This is a genomic window from Pseudomonas sp. PDM19, from assembly GCF_014852215.1.
GTDB lineage: Bacteria > Pseudomonadota > Gammaproteobacteria > Pseudomonadales > Pseudomonadaceae > Pseudomonas.
Genome location: NZ_JACVBG010000004.1, coordinates 48,485 through 66,686 on the forward strand (window position 1 = coordinate 48,485; position 18,202 = coordinate 66,686).

Below are 18,202 nucleotides of genomic sequence, written 5' to 3' on the forward strand. Positions count from 1 at the left end.
TCCGACAAGCCCGCCGGTGACGGGCTGCGGAAGATTCTAGCCGGTGGATCGCGCAGGCGGTCAGCCGCCGAAGGTTTCCTTGAAGCGGTACCAGGCCATCCCTAAGGCCAGCAGTGGCGAGCGCAGCAGCTTGCCGCCGGGGAAGGTGATGTGCGGCACCTTGGCGAACAGCTCGAAGCCGCTGCCCTGCTGGGCAGTGATGGCTTCGGCGAGCAGCTTGCCGGCCAGGTGCGTGGCGTTCACCCCGTGGCCGGCGTAGGCCTGGGCGAAATACACATTGGGCTGGTCGGGCAGGCGGCCGATCTGCGGCAGGCGGTTGGCGCCGATGCCGATCATGCCGCCCCACTGGTAGTCGATGCGCACGTTTTCCAGGTGCGGGAATACCTTGAGCATCTTCGGTCGCATGTAGGCGGCGATGTCCGCCGGGTCGCGCCCGGAGTAGTGGCAGGCACCGCCGAACAGCAGGCGGTTGTCGGCGGAGAGCCGGTAGTAGTCCAGCGCCACGCGCTGGTCGCACACGGCCATGTTCTGCGGCAGCAGGGCGCGGGCCTGTTCCGCGGACAGCGGTTCGGTGGCGATCACGTAGCTGCCGGCGGGCAGCACCTTGCCGTCGAGGTAGGGGTTCAGGCCGTTCTGGTAAGCATTGCAGGCGATCACCAGGGACTTGGCGCGCACGCTGCCCTGGGCGGTGCGCACGCGTACTTCGCTGCCGTAGTCGATGCCGGTGACGGCGGAGTTCTCGAACAGCCTCACGCCCAGGCTCTGCGCCGCGGCAGCTTCGCCCAGGGCCAGGTTGAGCGGGTGCAGGTGGCCCGAGCCCATGTCCACCATGCCGCCGACGTACTGGTCGGAGCCAACGATGGAGCGCATCTGATCCTGCGGGATCATGCGCAGTTCGTGGCGATAGCCGAGGCTTTTCAGCTCGTCGAAATCTTCCTGGAAGCCTTCGACGTCCGAGGGCTTGTTGGCCAGGTCGCAGTAGCCCCAGGTCAGGTCGCAGTCGATGGCGTATTTTTCGACACGCTGGCGGACGATCTCCACCGCTTCCAGGCCCATCAGCTTCATGGCGTGCACGCCAGCGGCGCCCACTGCCGGCTCGAACTGCTCCAGGCCGTGGCCGACGCCGCGGATCAACTGGCCGCCGTTGCGACCGCTGGCGCCCCAGCCGATCTGATGCGCTTCCAGCAGGATCACCGAGAGCCCGCGCTCGGCCAGTTCGATGGCCGTGTTCAGCCCGGAGAAACCACCGCCGATGATGCACACGTCGGCCTTTTCCTCGCCCGCCAGGGGCGGTACTTCGAGGCGGCGATTGACGCTCGCGGCGTAGTAGGACGGGGCGTGGCGGTCGGTGTGCACCGGCTGGTGAACGCGGGCGTTCATGTGCGATATCCTGATTTTTGTGTTGTTAAAATTTTACGCAGGATAAACGCCGACTTCCCGCGCAGCCAATAGCCGCACGGGAAAAAACGCCGGGAAGTCGTAAATAAATCTGTTGAGCTTGCCGCGAACGGCGGGGAATCAGCCGGCTATTCAGTCAGGAATGGGCAGGGTAAGGCTTTCCTTCACCTCTTCCATCACGATGTAGCTCTTGGATTCGCGCACGTGGGGCAGCTTGAGCAGGATGTCGCCCAGCAGCTTGCGGTAGGAGGCCATCTCGGAGATGCGCGCCTTCACCAGGTAGTCGAAGTGGCCCGACACCAAGTGGCACTCCAGCACATGGGGCAGCTTGAGCACCGAGCGGCGGAAGTCCTCGAAGGTGTCGCCGGACTTGTAGTCCAGGCTGATCTCGACGAACACCAGCAGGCTGGCCTTGAGGTACTGCGGATTCAGCCGGGCGTTGTAGCCCATGATGATTCCCTCGCGCTCCAGCCGGCGCACGCGCTCGGTGCACGGCGTGGTGGAGAGGCCGACGCGCTCGCCCAGTTCGGTGAAGGAGATGCGGCCTTCCTCCTGCAGGATGCGCAGGATGTTGCGGTCGATCTTGTCCAGTTCGCGGCGGCTTTGATGCTGGGTTCTCATGGGTATGACTCTGAAGTCGAGCGATGAGCTTTGGGGGAATGTCGGCAATATAGTCGGTTGTGCAGGGAATATCACTGGCAACCCTTGAACTTCCCGCGTTGGACGGCCAGCCTGTAGGCCAACGCTTCGGTCTTTTGGGACGAAGTCGGTCATTTTTTGCAGAGGCTTTCGCATGTCGCTCCCCCGCCTGCGCACCGTTCTCCTGCTGCTGTTGCTGCTTCTGGCAATGGCGGCCGGCGCGGCGTGGCTGGCGGTTCCGCGCCTGCTGGCGAATGCCGGGGTCAGCGTCGAGCAGTGGCAGGGGCTGGGTATTTCCCGCGAGGGTCTGACGCTGCAGCGCCTGGCCCTGCAGCGGCAGACACCGGATGGCGCGCGCCTGGCGATCCAGTTGCAGGACCTGCGCGTCGGCTGGCCCGAGCATGAAGACGGGCGCTGGCGCCTGAAGGAGCTGGCTGCCCGCAGCATCGACATCCGCCAGTGGCCGGGGCAGGGCGCGCCGGAAGCAGATGCCGGGCTGCCGGATATCACCCAGCTCAACCGCTGGCTGGCTCTGCTGCCCGGACGGCTGGCGCTGGAGCGCGTCGCCGTCGAATTGCCCTGCGCCCGCGAGCAACGCTGCACGCTCAATGGCAGCGCGCACTGGCAGCAGATCCAGGGCGGCGCCGCCGCACTGGGCGGCGAGCTGCGCCAGGGCGGACAGCAACTGGCATTCAACGGCCTGCTGCAACCGGGGGATGGTCAGTGGCGCCTGCACCTGGACAGCTACCTGGACAACGAGCCGCTGCTTTCCCTGGATTCCAGCTGGGCGCCGACCAGCCGCCAGCTCAGCGGCAACATTGCCAGCCCCGCCGTGCCACCGGTGCAGGCGGTGCGCAACTGGCTGGGCATGTGGTTGCCGACACCGAACCTGCCGTTGCCGATCCCCGAGGCCGGGCGCCTGCGCCTGAGCTGGGACACCCAGCTGGCCGGCGACGCCGCCTGGCCGGACTGGCCGGGCCTGCGCGATGGACGCGGCAGCATCGATCTCTCCCTGCAGCTACCGCAGCCCTGGCCGCTGCCGGGTGCGGGCAACCTGCAGGGTGATCTGCGGCTGATCGCCAGTGCGAACGATATCGGCTGGCGGCCCTCGGTGGTCAGCGGCGACCTGCGCCTTTCCGATCTCTACGGCGACTGGCTGCAGGCGCTGCCGGTCGGCCTGCGCCCGGCGCGCCTGACCCTGCACCTGGAGCCCGGTGTAGAAGAGGAAGTCGGCAGCGTGCGCGCCGATCTGCGTGCGGTGGGGGCCGCCGACCTGCGCCTGCGCTCCCGCGTGGCCTTGCTAGAGGCGACCCCGCTGGCGCTGCAACTGAGTGATGCGCGGCTGGAAGGGAAGATCCCGCACCTGGAGCTGGCCGGCCTGCGCGGCGACAACAGTCGCATCGACCTGAGCTTCGACGGCCGGATCGATCAGCAGTCGGCGAGTTTCAATCTGGCCGATGGCGCACAGTTGCAAGTCGGCACGCTGACCGGACCGCAGTCGCTGAAGGCCAGCAAGCTTGCCGCCACGCTGGGTAAAGGCGCGCTGAACCTGGGGTACGCCAGTGACCTGCGGGCCACCCTGCAACTCGATGCCCCGCTGAAACTGGCCGTGGGCGAGTTGCGCCAGCCCCACGTCAAACCGCTGTCCTGGAATGCCATGGGCACACTGGCGGCGAGCCTCGACGCCCAGCAGTTCAAGGGCCGGCTGCTCAACAGCGGTGGTCTGAATGCCGAGGTCGACCTGGGTAACTCGGCGAAGCAGGGTGTTGCCCTGGTCGCGCGGCAGCCGGAGTTCTTCCTGCGCACCGGCAACCCGCTGGAGAAGTCCCTGGGCGACTGGCCGGGGCTGCTCAGCCTGAACAATGGCAAGGCGAGCTTCGACCTGAATTGGCGCCTGCCACAGGGCGCCGCTGCGCAGAGCCTCGACCTGAACCTGCGCGGCAGCGGACTGGAGGGCGTCTACGATCGCAGCGAGGTGCATGGCCTCGACCTGCAGGCGAAGTTCGCCCTGAAGGGCTCGCAGATGCAACTGCATCTGCCGCAGGTAAGAGTCGCCACGCTGAACCCCGGCGTCACCCTCGGCCCGCTGTCCCTGCAGGGTAATTACAAGGCCTCGCTGGCGGCGCCGCTGGCGGGCCGGGTCGACTGGCAGCAGGCGGAGCTGGGCCTGTTCAAGGGCCGCGCCTGGCTGCCGGCCGGGGCCGTGGATCTTTCTGCACTGGGGCAGGGTCTTACCCTGAAGCTGGAGGGGCTGGCCCTGGAGGCGATCCTCGCGGCCTATCCGGCGGAGGGCCTTTCCGGCAACGGCATCATCGACGGCAACCTGCCGCTGGGTCTGCACGAGGGCAAGCTGGTGATCCGCAATGGTGAAGTGGCCGCGCGGCAGCCCGGCGTGCTGCAGTTCCGTTCGCCGAAGATCCAGTCGCTGGGCCAGAGCAACCCGGCCATGCAACTGGTGGCCACCGCCATCGACGACTTCCGCTACGACAAGCTGAGCAGCCGCGTGGATTATGATGAATCCGGCAAGCTGCTCCTCGCCCTGAGCCTGAGCGGGCGCAATCCCGAACTGGAGCAGGGCCGGCCGATCAACCTCAACGTCAACCTGGAGGAGAACGTGCCCAAGCTGCTCACCAGCCTGCAACTGAGCGACCGGGTCAGCGACACCATCCGCAAGCGCGTGCAGGAACGCCTGCGCAACGACCCGGCCGCCGCGCCATGACCGCAAGGAGAACCTGAAATGCGCCTCCGCGCCCTATTCGCCCTACTGCTCCTGGCCGGCCTTGCCCAGGGCTGCACGCCCACCGTGCAGCTGGCAGCGCCCAAGGAGCCGATCAACATCAACCTCAACGTGAAGATCGAGCACGAGATCTATATCAAGGTCGACAAGGCGCTCGACGGCATCATCAACGAGAACAGTGGCCTGTTCTGAGAAGGAGCCTTTGCATGAGATTGCACCGCAAACTGGGCGTCGCGCTGGTCGCCCTCTGCCTGAGCCTGCCGGTCATGGCCATGAGCCTGGAGCAGGCGATGTCCGCGCTGGGCAGCGCCAAGTCCCAGGGGCTGGTCGGCGAGCAGGCCGACGGATACCTCGGCGTCGTGAAGAACGGCGGTGATGCCGCCGATGTCGCCGCGCAGATCAACGCCGCACGCCGCGCCGAGTACCAGAAGGTCGCCAGCCAGAGTGGCGCCACCCTCAAGGACGTGGAATCCCTGGCCGGCAAGAAGGCCATCGAGCGTACGCCGTCGGGGCAGTACGTACAGGTCAATGGTCAGTGGGTGCGCAAGTAAGCCTGCCAAGGGGATTTCCCTGCCTGTCGCCGCTTGTCGGGGCAGGCGGGGACGGTCCGCCCGATAGCAGGTAAATCCCGTCCGCCATGAGGCCGGCGCGAGAAGTTCTGGCCGATCCCCTTCCGTTCGCTATTTCCTCTGGATCTGGTGAAATTTTCGCCAGATACTCGACCATCCGGTCTCGGGTAAAAAAGCGCTATTACTGGTGGATGTCCCTCCGTGAAAGCGACTTTTGCCAGGAATTTTCGTCAAAACACGCATCGCAATCAGTGAATATCGCTGAGCCTGACTTCCTATACTGCGCGCATCTACGTTCAGAATAAGAAACGTCCGCGCCCCCGGCGCGACGTAGGAGGCAAAGATGCGCGTTCTGGTGCTTGGCAGCGGTGTGATCGGTACCGCCAGTGCTTACTATCTCGCCCGTGCCGGCTTCGAAGTGGTCGTCGTCGACCGCCAGCCTGGCCCGGCCCTTGAAACCAGCTTCGCCAACGCCGGCCAGGTGTCCCCTGGCTACGCCTCGCCCTGGGCTGCCCCGGGCATCCCGCTCAAGGCCATGAAATGGCTGATGCAGACCCACGCCCCGCTGGCCATCAAGCTGACCGGCGACCCCAGCCAGTACACCTGGATGTGGCAGATGCTGCGCAACTGCAACGCCAAGAGCTACGCGGTGAACAAGGAGCGCATGGTCCGCCTGTCCGAGTACAGCCGCGACTGCCTCGACGAACTGCGTGCCGAGACCGGCATCACCTACGAAGGCCGCTCCCTGGGCACCACCCAGCTGTTCCGCACCCAGGCCCAGCTGGACTCCGCTGCCAAGGACATCGCCGTCCTGGAAAGCACCGGCGTCCCCTATGAAGTGCTGGATCGCGCCGGCATCGCCCGCGTCGAGCCGGCCCTGGCCAAGGTGGCCGACAAGCTGGTCGGCGCCCTGCGCCTGCCCAACGACCAGACCGGCGACTGCCAGATGTTCACCACCAAGCTGGCCGAGATGGCCAAGGCCCTGGGCGTGGAGTTCCGCTTCGGCCAGGACATCCAGCGCCTGGACTTCGCCGGCGACCGCATCAACGGCGTCTGGGTCGATGGCCAACTGGTCACCGCCGACCGCTACGTGCTGGCGCTGGGCAGCTACTCGCCGCAGATGCTCAAGCCGCTGGGTATCGACGCCCCGGTCTACCCGCTCAAGGGCTACTCGCTGACCGTGCCGATCACCAACCCGGACATGGCGCCGACCTCGACCATCCTCGACGAGACCTACAAGGTTGCGATCACCCGCTTCGACCAGCGCATCCGCGTCGGCGGCATGGCGGAAATCGCCGGCTTCGACCTGTCGCTGAACCCGCGTCGCCGCGCCACCCTGGAAATGATCACCACCGACCTCTACCCGGAAGGCGGCGACGTCAGCCAGGCGGAGTTCTGGACCGGCCTGCGCCCGGCCACCCCGGACGGCACCCCGATCGTCGGCGCCACCCGCTATCGCAACCTGTTCCTCAACACCGGCCACGGCACCCTGGGCTGGACCATGGCTTGCGGCTCGGGCCGCTACCTCGCCGACCTGATGGCCAAGAAGCGCCCGCAGATCAGCACCGAAGGCCTGGACATCTCCCGCTACGGCTCTGCCTCGGAGGCCCACGATGGCCATCCTGCGCCTGCACACTAACCAGCGGATGAGCCAGGTCGTCGTCCACAATGGCACGGTGTACCTCGCCGGCCAGGTGGCGGACGACCTCTCCGCCGGTGTCGAGCAACAGACCCGCGAAGTCCTCGCCAGCGTCGAGCGCCTGCTCGAAGAAGCCGGCACCGACAAGTCGCGGGTGCTCTCGGCAACCATCTACCTGAAAGACGTCGCCGCCGACTTCGCCGGCATGAACGGCGTCTGGGACCAGTGGGTCCCGCAGGGCTGCGCCCCGGCGCGCGCCACCGTCCAGGCGGCGCTGTGCTACCCGGAGATCCTCGTCGAGGTCTCCATCGTCGCCGCACTGCCCTGATCGTTTTGCGTGGCCCGGCCGGAGCGCCGGGTTTTTTTCGTCCGTCGTTTCTGCTCCACACACCATAAGAGAGCCTCGCCATGCGTCCCGCCCGTGCCCTGATCGACCTCGCCGCCCTGCGCCACAACTACCGCCTGGCCCGTGAAGTGACCGGCGCTCGAGCGCTGGCAGTGGTCAAGGCCGATGCCTACGGCCATGGCGCGGTGGTCTGTGCCCGTGCGCTGGAAGCTGAAGCCGACGGCTTCGCCGTGGCCTGCATCGAGGAAGCGCTGGAACTGCGCGAAGCCGGCATCCGCGCGCCGATCCTGCTGCTCGAAGGCTTCTTCGAAGCCAGCGAGCTGGAACTGATCGACGCCCATGACTTCTGGTGCGTAGTCCACTCGGCCTGGCAGCTGGAAGCCATCGAGCGCGCCCGTCCGAGCAAGCCGCTGACCGTCTGGCTGAAGATGGACTCGGGCATGCACCGCGTCGGCTTCTTCCCGCAGGACTACGCCGCCGCGCTGGCGCGCCTGAAGGCGCTGCCGCACGTGGCCAAGGTCGTGCTGATGAGCCACTTCTCCCGGGCCGACGAGCTGGACTGCGCGCGCACCGAGGAGCAGGTCGCCGCCTTCCAGGCCGTGCGCGAAGCCGCAGGCCAGGGCCACGAGATCAGCCTGCGCAACTCTCCCGGCATCCTCGGTTGGTCCGACGTGCCCAGCGACTGGGTGCGCCCCGGCATCATGCTCTACGGCGCTACCCCCTTCGAACAGGCGCACCCGCTGGCTGACCAGCTGCGCCCGGTAATGACCCTGGAATCCCAGGTCATCAGCATCCGCGAACTGCCGGCCGGCGAGCCGGTGGGCTATGGCGCGCGCTTCATCGCCGACCGCCCGGTACGCGTCGGGGTGGTCGCCATGGGTTACGCCGACGGCTATCCGCGCCATGCGCCGGACGGCACGCCGGTGTTCATCGACGGCAAGCCCAGCCGCATCATCGGTCGCGTGTCCATGGACATGCTCACCGTGGACCTGACCGACCTGCCCAGCGCAGGCCTGGGCAGCCGCGTGGAACTCTGGGGCCCGAACGTGCCCGCCAGCCAGCTCGCTGCCCTGTGCGGCAGCATCCCCTATCAGCTGTTCTGCAACCTCAAGCGCGTCCCGCGGGTCTACGCAGGCGAGTGACGGATACCGCCCGTAAAGTTTGCGCAGGATCGGCGGGCGATCTGTTGTAAATACTGAACGGTGTTGCCATGATACGTGGCACTTGGAACCCGCTCGGCTCAAGCCGTTGCGGGTTCTGCCTTTCAGAGCCTGCCTGATCACAAGAATAAGGAGGACCCCACCCTTGGACGTCGGTGCTCGTCTGCAAGCCATCCGTAAGCTCAAAGGTTTGTCCCAGCGCGAACTCGCCAAACGGGCGGGTGTTACCAACAGCACAATCTCGATGATCGAGAAGAACAGCGTCAGCCCCTCCATCAGCTCGCTGAAGAAAGTGCTGGGTGGTATTCCGATGTCCCTCGTGGAGTTCTTCTCCCTGGACCTGGAACAGAGCAGCAACACTCCTGTGGTCTACAAGGCAGACGAACTCAGCGACCTGTCCAGCGGCTCGATCATCATGAAGCTGATCGGCAAGGACTACCCCAGCCGCGCCATCACCCTGCTCGACGAGACCTACCCGCCAGGCTCTGACACCGGTGACGACATGTACGCCCACGAAGGCGAAGAGACCGGCGTACTGGTCGAAGGTCGCCTGGAGCTGACCGTCGGCGACGAGACCTTCGTCCTCGAATGCGGTGACAGCTACTATTTCGACAGCACCAAGCCGCACCGCTTCCGCAATCCGTTCGAAGCCCCGGCGCGGCTGATCAGCGCGACCACACCGGCAAATTTTTGAACAGCCGGTAGGACCGGCCAGATCAGCTGCGACCTAATGCCGCAAACGCCGGCTAGGTGGCGCAATTGTTTCGAGCTTCCCGGCTTTGCCGTTATACTTGCGCCCGCTCGCGCGGCCCGAGACTGTGACTGCACCGCGACCGGGCGTGATAAGCCACGATGAGGGTGAAAGGGTGAACCTGATTAGAAAAATCCTGGCAGCCCAAGCTGCCGTACTGGCCCTGTGGGCAGTGAGCGTTCAGGCCGCGACCAACGATGACGCCATTGCCAAGCGTCTCGAACCTGTCGGCAAAGTCTGCGTCCAGGGCAAGGAATGCGAAGGCGTTGGCGCCGTAGCTTCTGCCGGTGGTGGCGGTGCTCCGCGTTCGGGTGAAGAGATTGTCGGCAAGGTCTGCACCAACTGCCACGGCAGCGGCCTGCTGGGCGCGCCGAAAGTCGGCGACAAGGCTGACTGGGGCAAGCGTGCGAAAGAGCAGGGCGGCCTCGACGGCCTGCTGGCCAAGGCCATCTCGGGTGTCAACGCCATGCCGCCCAAGGGCACTTGCGCTGATTGCTCCGATGACGAGCTGAAAGCTGCGATTCACCACATGTCCGGCCTGTAATAGCCGACCTGTGCGAAAAGCCGCCCAAGGGCGGCTTTTTCATGCCCGCGATTTGTCACCTGGTGCGTCGAGGGAGCAACTTCTGCGCAAAGCCGGTCCAAACTCCTGTCGTTGAAACGAACCAGGAGGGATGCCCGGTGCAATCCTGCTCGATCGAAACTGCCGTCGAAGAACTGCTGCAACGCCTGGACGGGCACATCCGCCTCGGCCTGCCGCTCGGGCTGGGCAAGCCCAACCAGCTGGCCAACGCGCTGTACCGGCACATCCGCGAGAACCCGCGCCGACAGCTGACGCTCTATACCGCGCTGTCACTCGGTCGTCCGCAGGCCGGCGGCGAGCTGCAGCGGCGCTTCCTCGAACCCTTCGTCGAGCGCATCTACGGCGACTACCCCGAACTCGACTACCTGCACGACCTGCGCAGCGGCAGCCTGCCGGAGAACATCCGCGTCGAGGAGTTCTACCTGCAGCCCGGCAGCCTGCTGGACAGCGCCCCGGCGCAGCAGAACTACATCAGCTGCAACTACAGCCACGTGGCGCGCGATATCAACGCCAAGGGCGTCAACGCCGTTGCCCAACTGGTGGCCCGCGACCCGGCGCGACCGGGCAAGCTCAGCCTGGCCTGCAACCCGGACATCACCCTCGACCTGCTGCCGATGCTGCAGCGTCGCCGCGCGGCCGGCGAAACCATCGTCACCATCGGCGTGGTCCACGACCAGTTGCCCTACATGCCCGGCGACGCCGAGGTGGACGAGGACTTCTTCGACCTGCTGGTGGATGCGCCGGGCGACAGCAGCACGCTGTTCTCCACGCCCAACCTGCCGGTTGGCCTGCAGGACCATTGCATCGGCCTGCACGCCAGTGCTCTGGTGCGCGATGGCGGCACGTTGCAGATCGGCATCGGTTCCATGGGCGACGCCCTGACCTCGGCGCTGCTCACCCGCCAGCGCAACAATGACGGTTACCGCGCGCTGCTCGACGGCCTCGACTCTACCGCCCGGCACGCCGGGTTGATCGAGCGCGACGGCGGCCTCGGCGAGTTCGAACAGGGCCTGTACGGCTGCAGCGAAATGTTCGTTCCCGGCCTGCTGGCGCTGGCCGAGGCAGGCGTGCTCAACCGGCGCGTCGCGGCACGGCCGGGCTCGTCGCCCAGTGAACCGGGCGTCTGGTTGCATGGCGGCTTCTTCCTCGGCCCGCAGGCCTTCTACCGACGCCTGCGCGAAATGCCCCGCGAGGAACTGGTCGGGATCGGCATGACCGGCATCGGCTTCGTCAACAACCTCTACCGCGACGAGGAGCTCAAGCGCGAGCAGCGCCGCGACGCGCGTTTCATCAACAGCGCCTTCACCGTCACCCTGCTGGGCGCCGGCGTGGCCGACCAACTGGAGGACGGCCGCGTGCTCAGCGGCGTCGGCGGGCAGTACAACTTCGTCGCCCAGGCCCATGAGCTGGAGGGCGGGCGCTCGATCCTGATGCTGCGCAGCTGGCGCGAATCCGAAGGCGAGCTGAGCTCCAACATTGTCTGGAGCTACGGCCACACCACCATCCCCCGGCACCTGCGCGACATGGTGGTGACCGAGTACGGCGTGGCCGACCTGCGCGGCAGGAACGACGCCGAAGTGATCGCCGCGCTGCTGGCCATCGCTGATTCGCGCTTCCAGGACGAGCTGATCGCCCAGGCCCAGGAAGCCGGCAAGCTGCCGAAGGATTTCGAACTGGACGAGCGCTACCGCAACAACACCCCGGAGCGCCTGCGCGAAGCGACCCGGGGGTTGCGCCAGTTATTGCCGGAATTCCCGCTGGGCTGCGACTTCACCGAGCACGAGCGCGACCTGCTGCTAGCGCTGGGCTGGCTGAAGAGCAAACTGCGCCTGAGCGAGATTCTCGAACTGGGCAAGGCGACCCTGGACGCGCCGCAGCCGGAGGCATTCCCCGCGCACCTGGAGCGCATGGGGTTGGCGAAGCCGGAGGGGTTGCGCGAGGAGTTGTACCAGCGCCTGGTGCTGGCCGGCCTGAAAGCCAGTCGGACGAGTCTGTAGGAGCGGGCCATGCCCGCGATCCGCCGGCAGGCGGCCGCAGTTCCAGCTTCCCTGCAGGAGCGTGCTTTACGCGCGATGGCGGGCATGGCCCGCCCCTGCATGATTTTCCGGGCATGAAAAAAGGCGGGCCCTGTTCGGCGCCCGCCTTTTTCGTGAATCGCGCTGGATCAGTCCTCGAGGAACTCGACCTGACCATTGGCCAGGGACTTCACGCGAGCCAGGGATTCCACGCGGTAGCCTTCGCTTTCCAGCAGGGCGCGGCCTTCCTGGAAAGACTTCTCGATGACGATGCCCAGACCGGCGACGCTGGCGCCCGCCTGCTGGATCAGGTCGATCAGCGCCTTGGCGGCATGGCCGTTGGCGAGGAAGTCGTCCACCACCAGCACGTGGTCCGCGGCGGTCAGGTGCTTGGCGGAGATGGCGATGGTGCTTTCGGTCTGCTTGGTGAAGGAGAAGACCTTGGAGATCAGCAGGTCGTTCTTCAGCGTCAGCGACTGGAACTTGCGGGCGAAGATCACCGGGATGCCCAGCTCGAGGCCGGCCATGACCGCCGGGGCGATGCCCGAGGCCTCGATTGTGACGATCTTGGTGATGCCCTGGTTCTTGAAGCGTTCGGCGAACTCGTGGCCGATCAACTTCATCAGCGCCGGGTCGATCTGGTGGTTGAGGAAGGCGTCTACCTTGAGGACCTGTTCGGAAAGAACGATGCCTTCGCTGCGAATTTTGTCTTTGAGAGTGTTCACGGGGGTGCTTCCGAAAGCGGCTGTCGCTGATGAAGCGCGTAATTCTACAACGCCATTGGTCTTCTGCGCGACGTTCCGACCAATGCAATTGCTGATCGAATGGACAGTTTTTCGATGGGCGGAAGAGGCAACCCCCCTGTAGGAGCGGGCCACGCCCGCGATCGCGCGCATGGCGCGCTCCTGCAGGTGCAGCGGCTCAGCGCTTGAGCATCGCCCGGATATCCGCCAGCGCCGAGTTGCCCTTGGCCACCTTGACCTCCTGCGGCGCATCTTCCTGGCCTTCCCAGACCAGGTCCTCGGGCGGCAGCTCGTCGAGGAAGCGGCTGGGCGAGCAGTCGATGATCTCGCCGTACTGCTTGCGCTTGGCGGCGAAGGTCATCGCCAGGTTCTTTTTCGCCCGGGTGATGCCCACGTAGGCCAGACGCCGCTCTTCCTCGATGGTGTCAGCCTCGATGCTGGAGCGGTGCGGGAGGATTTCCTCTTCCACGCCGAGAATGAACACGTAGGGGAATTCCAGGCCCTTGGAGGCGTGCAGGGTCATCATCTGCACGCCGTCGGCGCCTTCTTCCTCTTCCTGCTGGCGCTCGAGCATGTCGCGCAGCACCAGCTTGGCGATGGCCTGCTCGATGGTCATGTCGCCTTCTTCGTCGCGTTCCAGGGTGTTCTTCAGTGCTTCGATGAGGAACCAGACGTTGCCCATGCGGAAGTCAGCGATCTTGTCGCTGGAGGCGTTCTGCCGCAGCCAGTTCTCGTAGTCGATGTCCATCACCATGCTGCGCAGCGCACCGATCGGGTCGCTGCCGGCGCACTGCTCGCGGACCTTGTCGATGAAGCGCTTGAAGCGCTGCAGGCGCTCGATGTAGCGGGCGTCCAGGTGTTCGGACAGGCCCAGCTCGCCGGAGGCGTTGAACATCGAGCAGCCGCGCTCGGTGGCGTAGTTGCCGAGCTTCTCCAGGGTGGTGGAGCCGATCTCCCGGCGCGGCACGTTGATTACCCGGAGGAAGGCGTTGTCATCGTCCGGGTTCACCAGCAGGCGGAAATAGGACATCAGGTCCTTCACTTCCTGGCGTCCGAAGAAGCTGGTGCCGCCTGACAGGTGATAGGGAATCTGGTGGTGCTGAAGTTTCAGCTCGATCAGCTTCGCCTGATAGTTGCCCCGGTAGAGGATGGCGAATTCGCTGTAGGGCCGCTGCGTCTTCAGGTGGATGGTGAGGATTTCCATCGCCACCCGCTCGGCTTCGGACTCCTCGTTGCGACAACGGATCACCCGGATCGGGTCGCCTTCGCCCATCTCGCTCCACAGCTGCTTCTCGAACACGTGGGGGTTGTTGGCGATGAGGATGTTCGCGCATTTGAGGATGCGGCTGGTGGAGCGGTAGTTCTGCTCCAGCATCACCACCTTCAGCGAGGGGAAGTCTTCCTTGAGCTGCATCAGGTTTTCCGGACGCGCGCCGCGCCAGGCGTAGATCGACTGGTCGTCGTCGCCCACCACGGTGAAGTGCGCGCGCTGTTGCACCAGCATCTTCACCAGCAGGTACTGGCTGGCGTTGGTGTCCTGGTACTCGTCCACCAGCATGTAGCGCACGCGGTTGCGCCACTTGTCGAGGATCTCCGGGTGCTCCTGGAACAGCTTCACCGGCTGCAGGATGAGGTCGTCGAAGTCCACCGCGTTGTACGCCTTGAGCGTGCGCTGGTAGTGCAGGTAGACCATCGCAGCGGTCTGTTCCTTGGGGTTGCGCGCCTTTTCCAGCGCCTCTTGCGGAAGGATCAGGTCGTTCTTCCAGCTGCCGATCAGGCCCTTGATCTCGTCCAGACCGTCATCGCCGGAATATTCCTTCTGCATGATGTCGGTCATCAGCGCCTTCACATCGCTCTCGTCGAAGATCGAGAAGCCGGGCTTGTAGCCCAGGGCCGCATGTTCCTTGCGGATGATGTTCAGGCCCAGGTTGTGGAAGGTCGAGACGGTCAGGCCCTTGCCCTCGCCGGGGCGCAGCAGGGTGCTGACGCGCTCCTTCATCTCGCGGGCGGCCTTGTTGGTGAAGGTCACGGCGACGATGTACTGGGCGCGGATGCCGCACTGCTGGACCAGGTAGGCGATCTTGCGGGTGATCACGCTGGTCTTGCCGGAGCCGGCGCCGGCCAGTACCAGGAGCGGGCCGCCGACGTAGTTCACGGCCTCTTGCTGCCGGGGATTGAGTCGGGACATGAAAGGCGGGGGTCTGTAGTGGAGCGGGCGCGTATTCTAGCAGGCCGTGCCGGGCGTCGGGGTGCCGCTCGGAATAGCGGCGATCTGTGACACGATCGTACTTATGTGTTTTGGATAAATCTGTACATGTATTAGGCTTGTGACAGCATTACTTGAAGAAAACTCTTAAGAGTTTCTCTGAAGTTTCGTCTACATCCGTGGGATGTCCGGATGGCGTCGCTTCAAAACCGGGAGAAGTGGGCGCAGGGATGGTGCCTGGAGTTTCTCCCCTTTTTAGAGATACATGGGGGTCGCTTGGCAGCGTCGGTCGAACCAACGCGCCTGCTCCTGCTGGCGGAAGCGCCGCAGTGGGCCCAGCTACTGCGCGGGCATCTGGCCGCGTTGGGGCAGGGCTATTCGCTGATCACGGCCCCGTCCTGGCAGGCCGCCAGCAGCCTGTTCGATGAAGATCAGGTCGGCCTGGTGCTCGCCACGCCCGGCAAATTGCCGTCCGCCCACCAATGCCACCTGCCGCTGGTCCTGCTGCTGGAGCGCGAGCCCGCGCAAGAGCCGGTCGGCGTTGCCGATTACCTGGTGGCCGAATCCCTCAGCGTCGAAGTCCTGCGCCGCACCCTGCGTTACGTGCGTGAGCGCACCTCGCTGCAGAACACCCTGCAGAGCCTGGCCGAACAGGACCCGCTGACCGGCATCGCCAACCGCCAGGGCTTCCAGACCCTGCTCGCCGCCCGTCTCAGCGAGAGCGAAGGGCGCGGCCTGGCGCTGGGCCACCTGGACCTGGACAACTTCCGCCACGTCAACGACGCCCTCGGCCACCAGGCCGGCGACCGCCTGATCCTGCAGGTGGTGGCGCGCCTGAAGGCGCACCTGGACAACGGCGACGACATTGCCCGCCTGGGTAGCGACGAGTTCGCCCTGCTGCTGGACACCCGCCGCGACCCGGCGCGGGTGGAGAAGATTGCCGAGCTGATCGTCGAATCCCTGGGCGAACCCTACTGGGTCGAGGGCGAAAGCCTGCTGCTGGGCTGCAGCCTGGGTGTGGCCCATGCCTGCGCCGGCGAAGCTGCCGACCCGCTGTTGTGGCACGCGCACATTGCCATGCAGCAGGCCAAGTCGCGCCAGGGCTGCACCTTCCACGTCTTCGACGAACGCATCAACCGCGGTGCCCGCAGCCTGGCCGACCTGGAAAGCGAACTGCGCCGGGCGTTGCGCCGCGACGAACTGGAACTGCACTACCAGCCGCGCCTGGACCTGCACAGCGGGCAGATCGTCGGCCTCGAAGCGCTGGTGCGCTGGCGCCACCCCGAGCGCGGCCTGCTGACGCCGGGCGACTTCGTGCCGCTGGCCGAGGAAAGCGGGCTGATCGTGCCGCTGGGCTACTGGGTCATCTCCCGTGCCCTGCGCGACATGCAATGGCTGCGCGGGCGTGGCCTGCCGCCGCTGCACATGGCGGTGAACCTGTCGTTCCGCCAGTTCCAGGACAGCCAGTTGCTGCCGACCCTGGAGCGCCTGATCCGCGAGCGCGGTGTCGACGCCCAGTGGCTGGAATTCGAACTCACCGAAACCGCCGTGATGCGCCGCAGCGACCAGGTCCAGCAGACCATGCAGGCCCTCGGTCGCCTGGGCGTGCGCTTCTCGCTGGACGATTTCGGCACCGGCTTCTCGTCCTTCGTGCACCTGAGCAGCCTGCCCATCACCCTGCTGAAGATCGACAAGAGCTTCGTCGGCGACATGCACGAGCGCCCGGAAAACCTGCAACTGGTGAAGGCCATGATCAACCTGGCGCACAACCTGAACCTGGAAGTGGTCGCCGAGGGCGTCGAGACCATCACCCAGCAGGACGAGCTGCGTCAGTTCGGCTGCGACCAGGTGCAGGGCTACTGGATCAGCCGCCCATTGCCGCTCGCGGAGCTGGCGCGGTTCCTGGTGTTCGGCGCCAACCGCGCGCTGCGCCTGCAGGACTCGGTCAGCTAGCGGTCAGCCAGCACAGCCAGGCCCGCGCCGGCCGTGTGCGGGCGCAGCAGACGCGAGGTCTTAGCCTCGAACGCCAGCGTCAGCCCGATGGCCGCGCAGGCCAGCCCGGAGGCCAACCCCCACCACACGCCACTCGGCCCCCAGCCCAGCGGGAAGGCCAGCAGCAGCGCCATCGGCACGCCCACCAGCCAGTAGCCCGCCAGCCCGACGAGGAAGGTGGTGCGCGCATCCTTCAGGCCACGGATCGCGCCCATGGCGATGCACTGGGTGCCGTCGAACAGCTCGAACCACGCGGCGATGGCCAGCAGGCTGACGGCCAACTGCACCACCTCGCGGTTGGCCGGGTCGTGGTGGTCGATGAACAGGCCGATGACCAGCTCCGGCGCGAGCCAGAACAGCGCGGCGAAGGCGAACATGCAGCTGGCGCCGAAGCCGATGCCCAGCCGGCCGGCGCGGCGCGCCTCGACCAGCCGGCCGGCGCCGTAGTGCTGGCCGATGCGGAAGGTCACCGCGTAGGAAATCCCCATGGGCACCATGAAGGCCACGTACACCGACTGGATGGCGATCTGGTGCGCCGCCAGCGCGGTGCTGCCGATCACGCCCATGCACAGGGTCGCCACGGTGAACATGCCTGACTCCACCGCGTAGGTGCCGCCGATGGAAATGCCCAGGCGCAGGGATTCGCCGATCACCGTGAAGTCCGGCTTCGACAGCCCGGTCAGCAGCGGGTAGGGCGCATACGCCCGGTGCCAGCGCAGGTACAGGGCGAAGATCACCGGCAGCGCGTTCATCACCACCGCAGTGACCATGCCGATGCCCGCCAGCCCCAGGCGCGGCAGGCCGAACAGGCCTTCGATGAAGGCGTAGTTCAAGGCGAAGTTGGCCAGCGCGCCGACCAGGCTGATGGCCATGACCGGGCCCGGCCGTTCGATGGCGCTGGTGAAGCCGCGCAGCACCATGAAAGCCATGTAGCCGGGCAGGGCGAAGACGATGCTGTGCAGAAAACTCATGGTGCCCGCGACCGTTTCCGGCGCCTGGCCGAAGGCGATCAGGATCGGCCCGAGGTTCCACAGCAGCAGGCCCGCCAGCAGCGCCAGCGCGCCGCCGATCCACAGGCCGGCCTGGGTCGCTTCCACCACGCCGCGCGCGTCCTTCGCGCCATGCCGGATCGCCACCAGGTTGCCGGTGGCCGCCACCACGCCGACGCAGAAGGTCGACACCAGCGCATAGGTCGACGCGCCCAGCCCGCCGGCGGCCAGCGCCTCGCGGCCGAGCTTGCCCATCATCACGGTGTCGGTGAACACCATGGCCACGTAGGCCAGTTGCGCGGCGATCAGCGGGCCGGCGAGGCGAAGGATGGCGGCAAGTTCGTCACGGTACAGGCGTTTCATGAGTCAGGCTCAGCAAGCGGCAACTGCCGCATCGATGGGGAGCCTTCCATTCTCCGGCTGCTGTGGGGCCGG

Annotated in this window: 15 protein-coding genes; 10 read left to right on the plus strand and 5 right to left on the minus strand. The window is 66.1% G+C overall.

Features of this window, described 5'->3' with window-relative positions; translation table 11 throughout:
• Nucleotides 1-60: 60 nt before the first annotated feature.
• Together IB273_RS22490 and dadR are read right to left on the minus strand one after the other, a co-directional pair.
• Nucleotides 61-1,380: an NAD(P)/FAD-dependent oxidoreductase gene (locus IB273_RS22490; RefSeq protein WP_081515162.1), complete on the minus strand. Its 1,320-nt coding sequence runs from the start codon at nt 1,378-1,380 to the stop codon at nt 61-63.
• Between the two features lie 150 nt (nt 1,381-1,530).
• The gene (gene dadR, locus IB273_RS22495; RefSeq protein ID WP_015479539.1) at nt 1,531-2,019 is read right to left on the minus strand and encodes a transcriptional regulator DadR; all 489 of its coding nucleotides are present in this window, start codon (nt 2,017-2,019) and stop codon (nt 1,531-1,533) included.
• A 172-nt stretch (nt 2,020-2,191) separates the two neighbouring features.
• Here dadR and IB273_RS22500 point away from each other — a divergent pair, with 172 nt between their 5' ends.
• The 9 genes from IB273_RS22500 (at nt 2,192) to IB273_RS22540 (ending at nt 11,819) form a co-directional block, all read left to right on the plus strand.
• On the plus strand, nt 2,192-4,756 hold the full coding sequence (locus tag IB273_RS22500; protein ID WP_192225076.1) for a YdbH domain-containing protein: 2,565 nt from the start codon (nt 2,192-2,194) through the stop codon (nt 4,754-4,756).
• An 18-nt stretch (nt 4,757-4,774) separates the two neighbouring features.
• Nucleotides 4,775-4,966, plus strand: a complete 192-nt coding sequence (locus IB273_RS22505; RefSeq protein ID WP_081515164.1) for a YnbE family lipoprotein — start codon at nt 4,775-4,777, stop codon at nt 4,964-4,966.
• A gap of 14 nt (nt 4,967-4,980) precedes the next feature.
• A complete protein-coding gene (locus IB273_RS22510) occupies nt 4,981-5,325 on the plus strand; it encodes a YdbL family protein (protein ID WP_081515165.1) in 345 nt (114 codons plus the stop codon).
• Nucleotides 5,326-5,686: 361 nt separating this feature from the next.
• Nucleotides 5,687-6,982, plus strand: a complete 1,296-nt coding sequence (dadA, locus tag IB273_RS22515; protein WP_045217668.1) for a D-amino acid dehydrogenase — start codon at nt 5,687-5,689, stop codon at nt 6,980-6,982.
• Entirely contained in the window at nt 6,957-7,310 is a 354-nt protein-coding gene (locus tag IB273_RS22520; RefSeq protein WP_081515166.1) for a RidA family protein, read from the plus strand. The genes dadA and IB273_RS22520 overlap by 26 nt, the downstream gene beginning before the upstream one ends.
• A gap of 80 nt (nt 7,311-7,390) precedes the next feature.
• A complete protein-coding gene (gene alr / locus IB273_RS22525) occupies nt 7,391-8,470 on the plus strand; it encodes an alanine racemase (RefSeq protein ID WP_192225077.1) in 1,080 nt (359 codons plus the stop codon).
• Between the two features lie 163 nt (nt 8,471-8,633).
• Nucleotides 8,634-9,182: a cupin domain-containing protein gene (locus IB273_RS22530; protein WP_024762080.1), complete on the plus strand. Its 549-nt coding sequence runs from the start codon at nt 8,634-8,636 to the stop codon at nt 9,180-9,182.
• 172 nt (nt 9,183-9,354) lie between these two features.
• Entirely contained in the window at nt 9,355-9,783 is a 429-nt protein-coding gene (locus IB273_RS22535) for a c-type cytochrome (protein WP_081515168.1), read from the plus strand.
• A gap of 197 nt (nt 9,784-9,980) precedes the next feature.
• Entirely contained in the window at nt 9,981-11,819 is a 1,839-nt protein-coding gene (locus tag IB273_RS22540; protein ID WP_318652504.1) for an acetyl-CoA hydrolase/transferase C-terminal domain-containing protein, read from the plus strand.
• A gap of 167 nt (nt 11,820-11,986) precedes the next feature.
• Here the strand turns inward: IB273_RS22540 and IB273_RS22545 are convergent, their stop codons facing one another.
• Both IB273_RS22545 and rep read right to left on the minus strand, forming a co-directional pair.
• A complete protein-coding gene (locus tag IB273_RS22545; RefSeq protein WP_081515169.1) occupies nt 11,987-12,562 on the minus strand; it encodes a xanthine phosphoribosyltransferase in 576 nt (191 codons plus the stop codon).
• Between the two features lie 196 nt (nt 12,563-12,758).
• The gene (gene rep / locus IB273_RS22550; protein WP_081515170.1) at nt 12,759-14,768 is read right to left on the minus strand and encodes a DNA helicase Rep; all 2,010 of its coding nucleotides are present in this window, start codon (nt 14,766-14,768) and stop codon (nt 12,759-12,761) included.
• Nucleotides 14,769-15,062: 294 nt separating this feature from the next.
• On the opposite strand from rep, the gene IB273_RS22555 reads away from it, so the two are divergent.
• Nucleotides 15,063-16,739 carry a putative bifunctional diguanylate cyclase/phosphodiesterase gene (locus IB273_RS22555; RefSeq protein ID WP_192225078.1) on the plus strand — a complete coding sequence of 559 codons (1,677 nt, stop codon included), beginning with the start codon at nt 15,063-15,065 and terminating at the stop codon, nt 16,737-16,739.
• Here the strand turns inward: IB273_RS22555 and IB273_RS22560 are convergent.
• A complete protein-coding gene (locus tag IB273_RS22560) occupies nt 16,736-18,130 on the minus strand; it encodes a NorM family multidrug efflux MATE transporter (RefSeq protein WP_192225079.1) in 1,395 nt (464 codons plus the stop codon). The two genes, IB273_RS22555 and IB273_RS22560, sit on opposite strands and share 4 nt — an antisense overlap.
• Between the last annotated feature and the right edge of the window lie 72 nt (nt 18,131-18,202).

Bases quoted from the DNA above. Each gene is read 5' to 3' on its own strand.
- dadA (WP_045217668.1), top strand. From the start codon at position 5,687: ATGCGCGTTCTGGTGCTTGGCAGCGGTGTGATCGGTACCGCCAGTGCT.
- IB273_RS22490 (WP_081515162.1), bottom strand. From the start codon at position 1,380: ATGAACGCCCGCGTTCACCAGCCGGTGCACACCGACCGCCACGCCCCG.
- rep (WP_081515170.1), bottom strand. From the start codon at position 14,768: ATGTCCCGACTCAATCCCCGGCAGCAAGAGGCCGTGAACTACGTCGGC.
- alr (WP_192225077.1), top strand. From the start codon at position 7,391: ATGCGTCCCGCCCGTGCCCTGATCGACCTCGCCGCCCTGCGCCACAAC.
- IB273_RS22505 (WP_081515164.1), top strand. From the start codon at position 4,775: ATGCGCCTCCGCGCCCTATTCGCCCTACTGCTCCTGGCCGGCCTTGCC.
- dadR (WP_015479539.1), bottom strand. From the start codon at position 2,019: ATGAGAACCCAGCATCAAAGCCGCCGCGAACTGGACAAGATCGACCGC.
- IB273_RS22560 (WP_192225079.1), bottom strand. From the start codon at position 18,130: ATGAAACGCCTGTACCGTGACGAACTTGCCGCCATCCTTCGCCTCGCC.
- IB273_RS22510 (WP_081515165.1), top strand. From the start codon at position 4,981: ATGAGATTGCACCGCAAACTGGGCGTCGCGCTGGTCGCCCTCTGCCTG.
- IB273_RS22520 (WP_081515166.1), top strand. From the start codon at position 6,957: ATGGCCATCCTGCGCCTGCACACTAACCAGCGGATGAGCCAGGTCGTC.
- IB273_RS22500 (WP_192225076.1), top strand. From the start codon at position 2,192: ATGTCGCTCCCCCGCCTGCGCACCGTTCTCCTGCTGCTGTTGCTGCTT.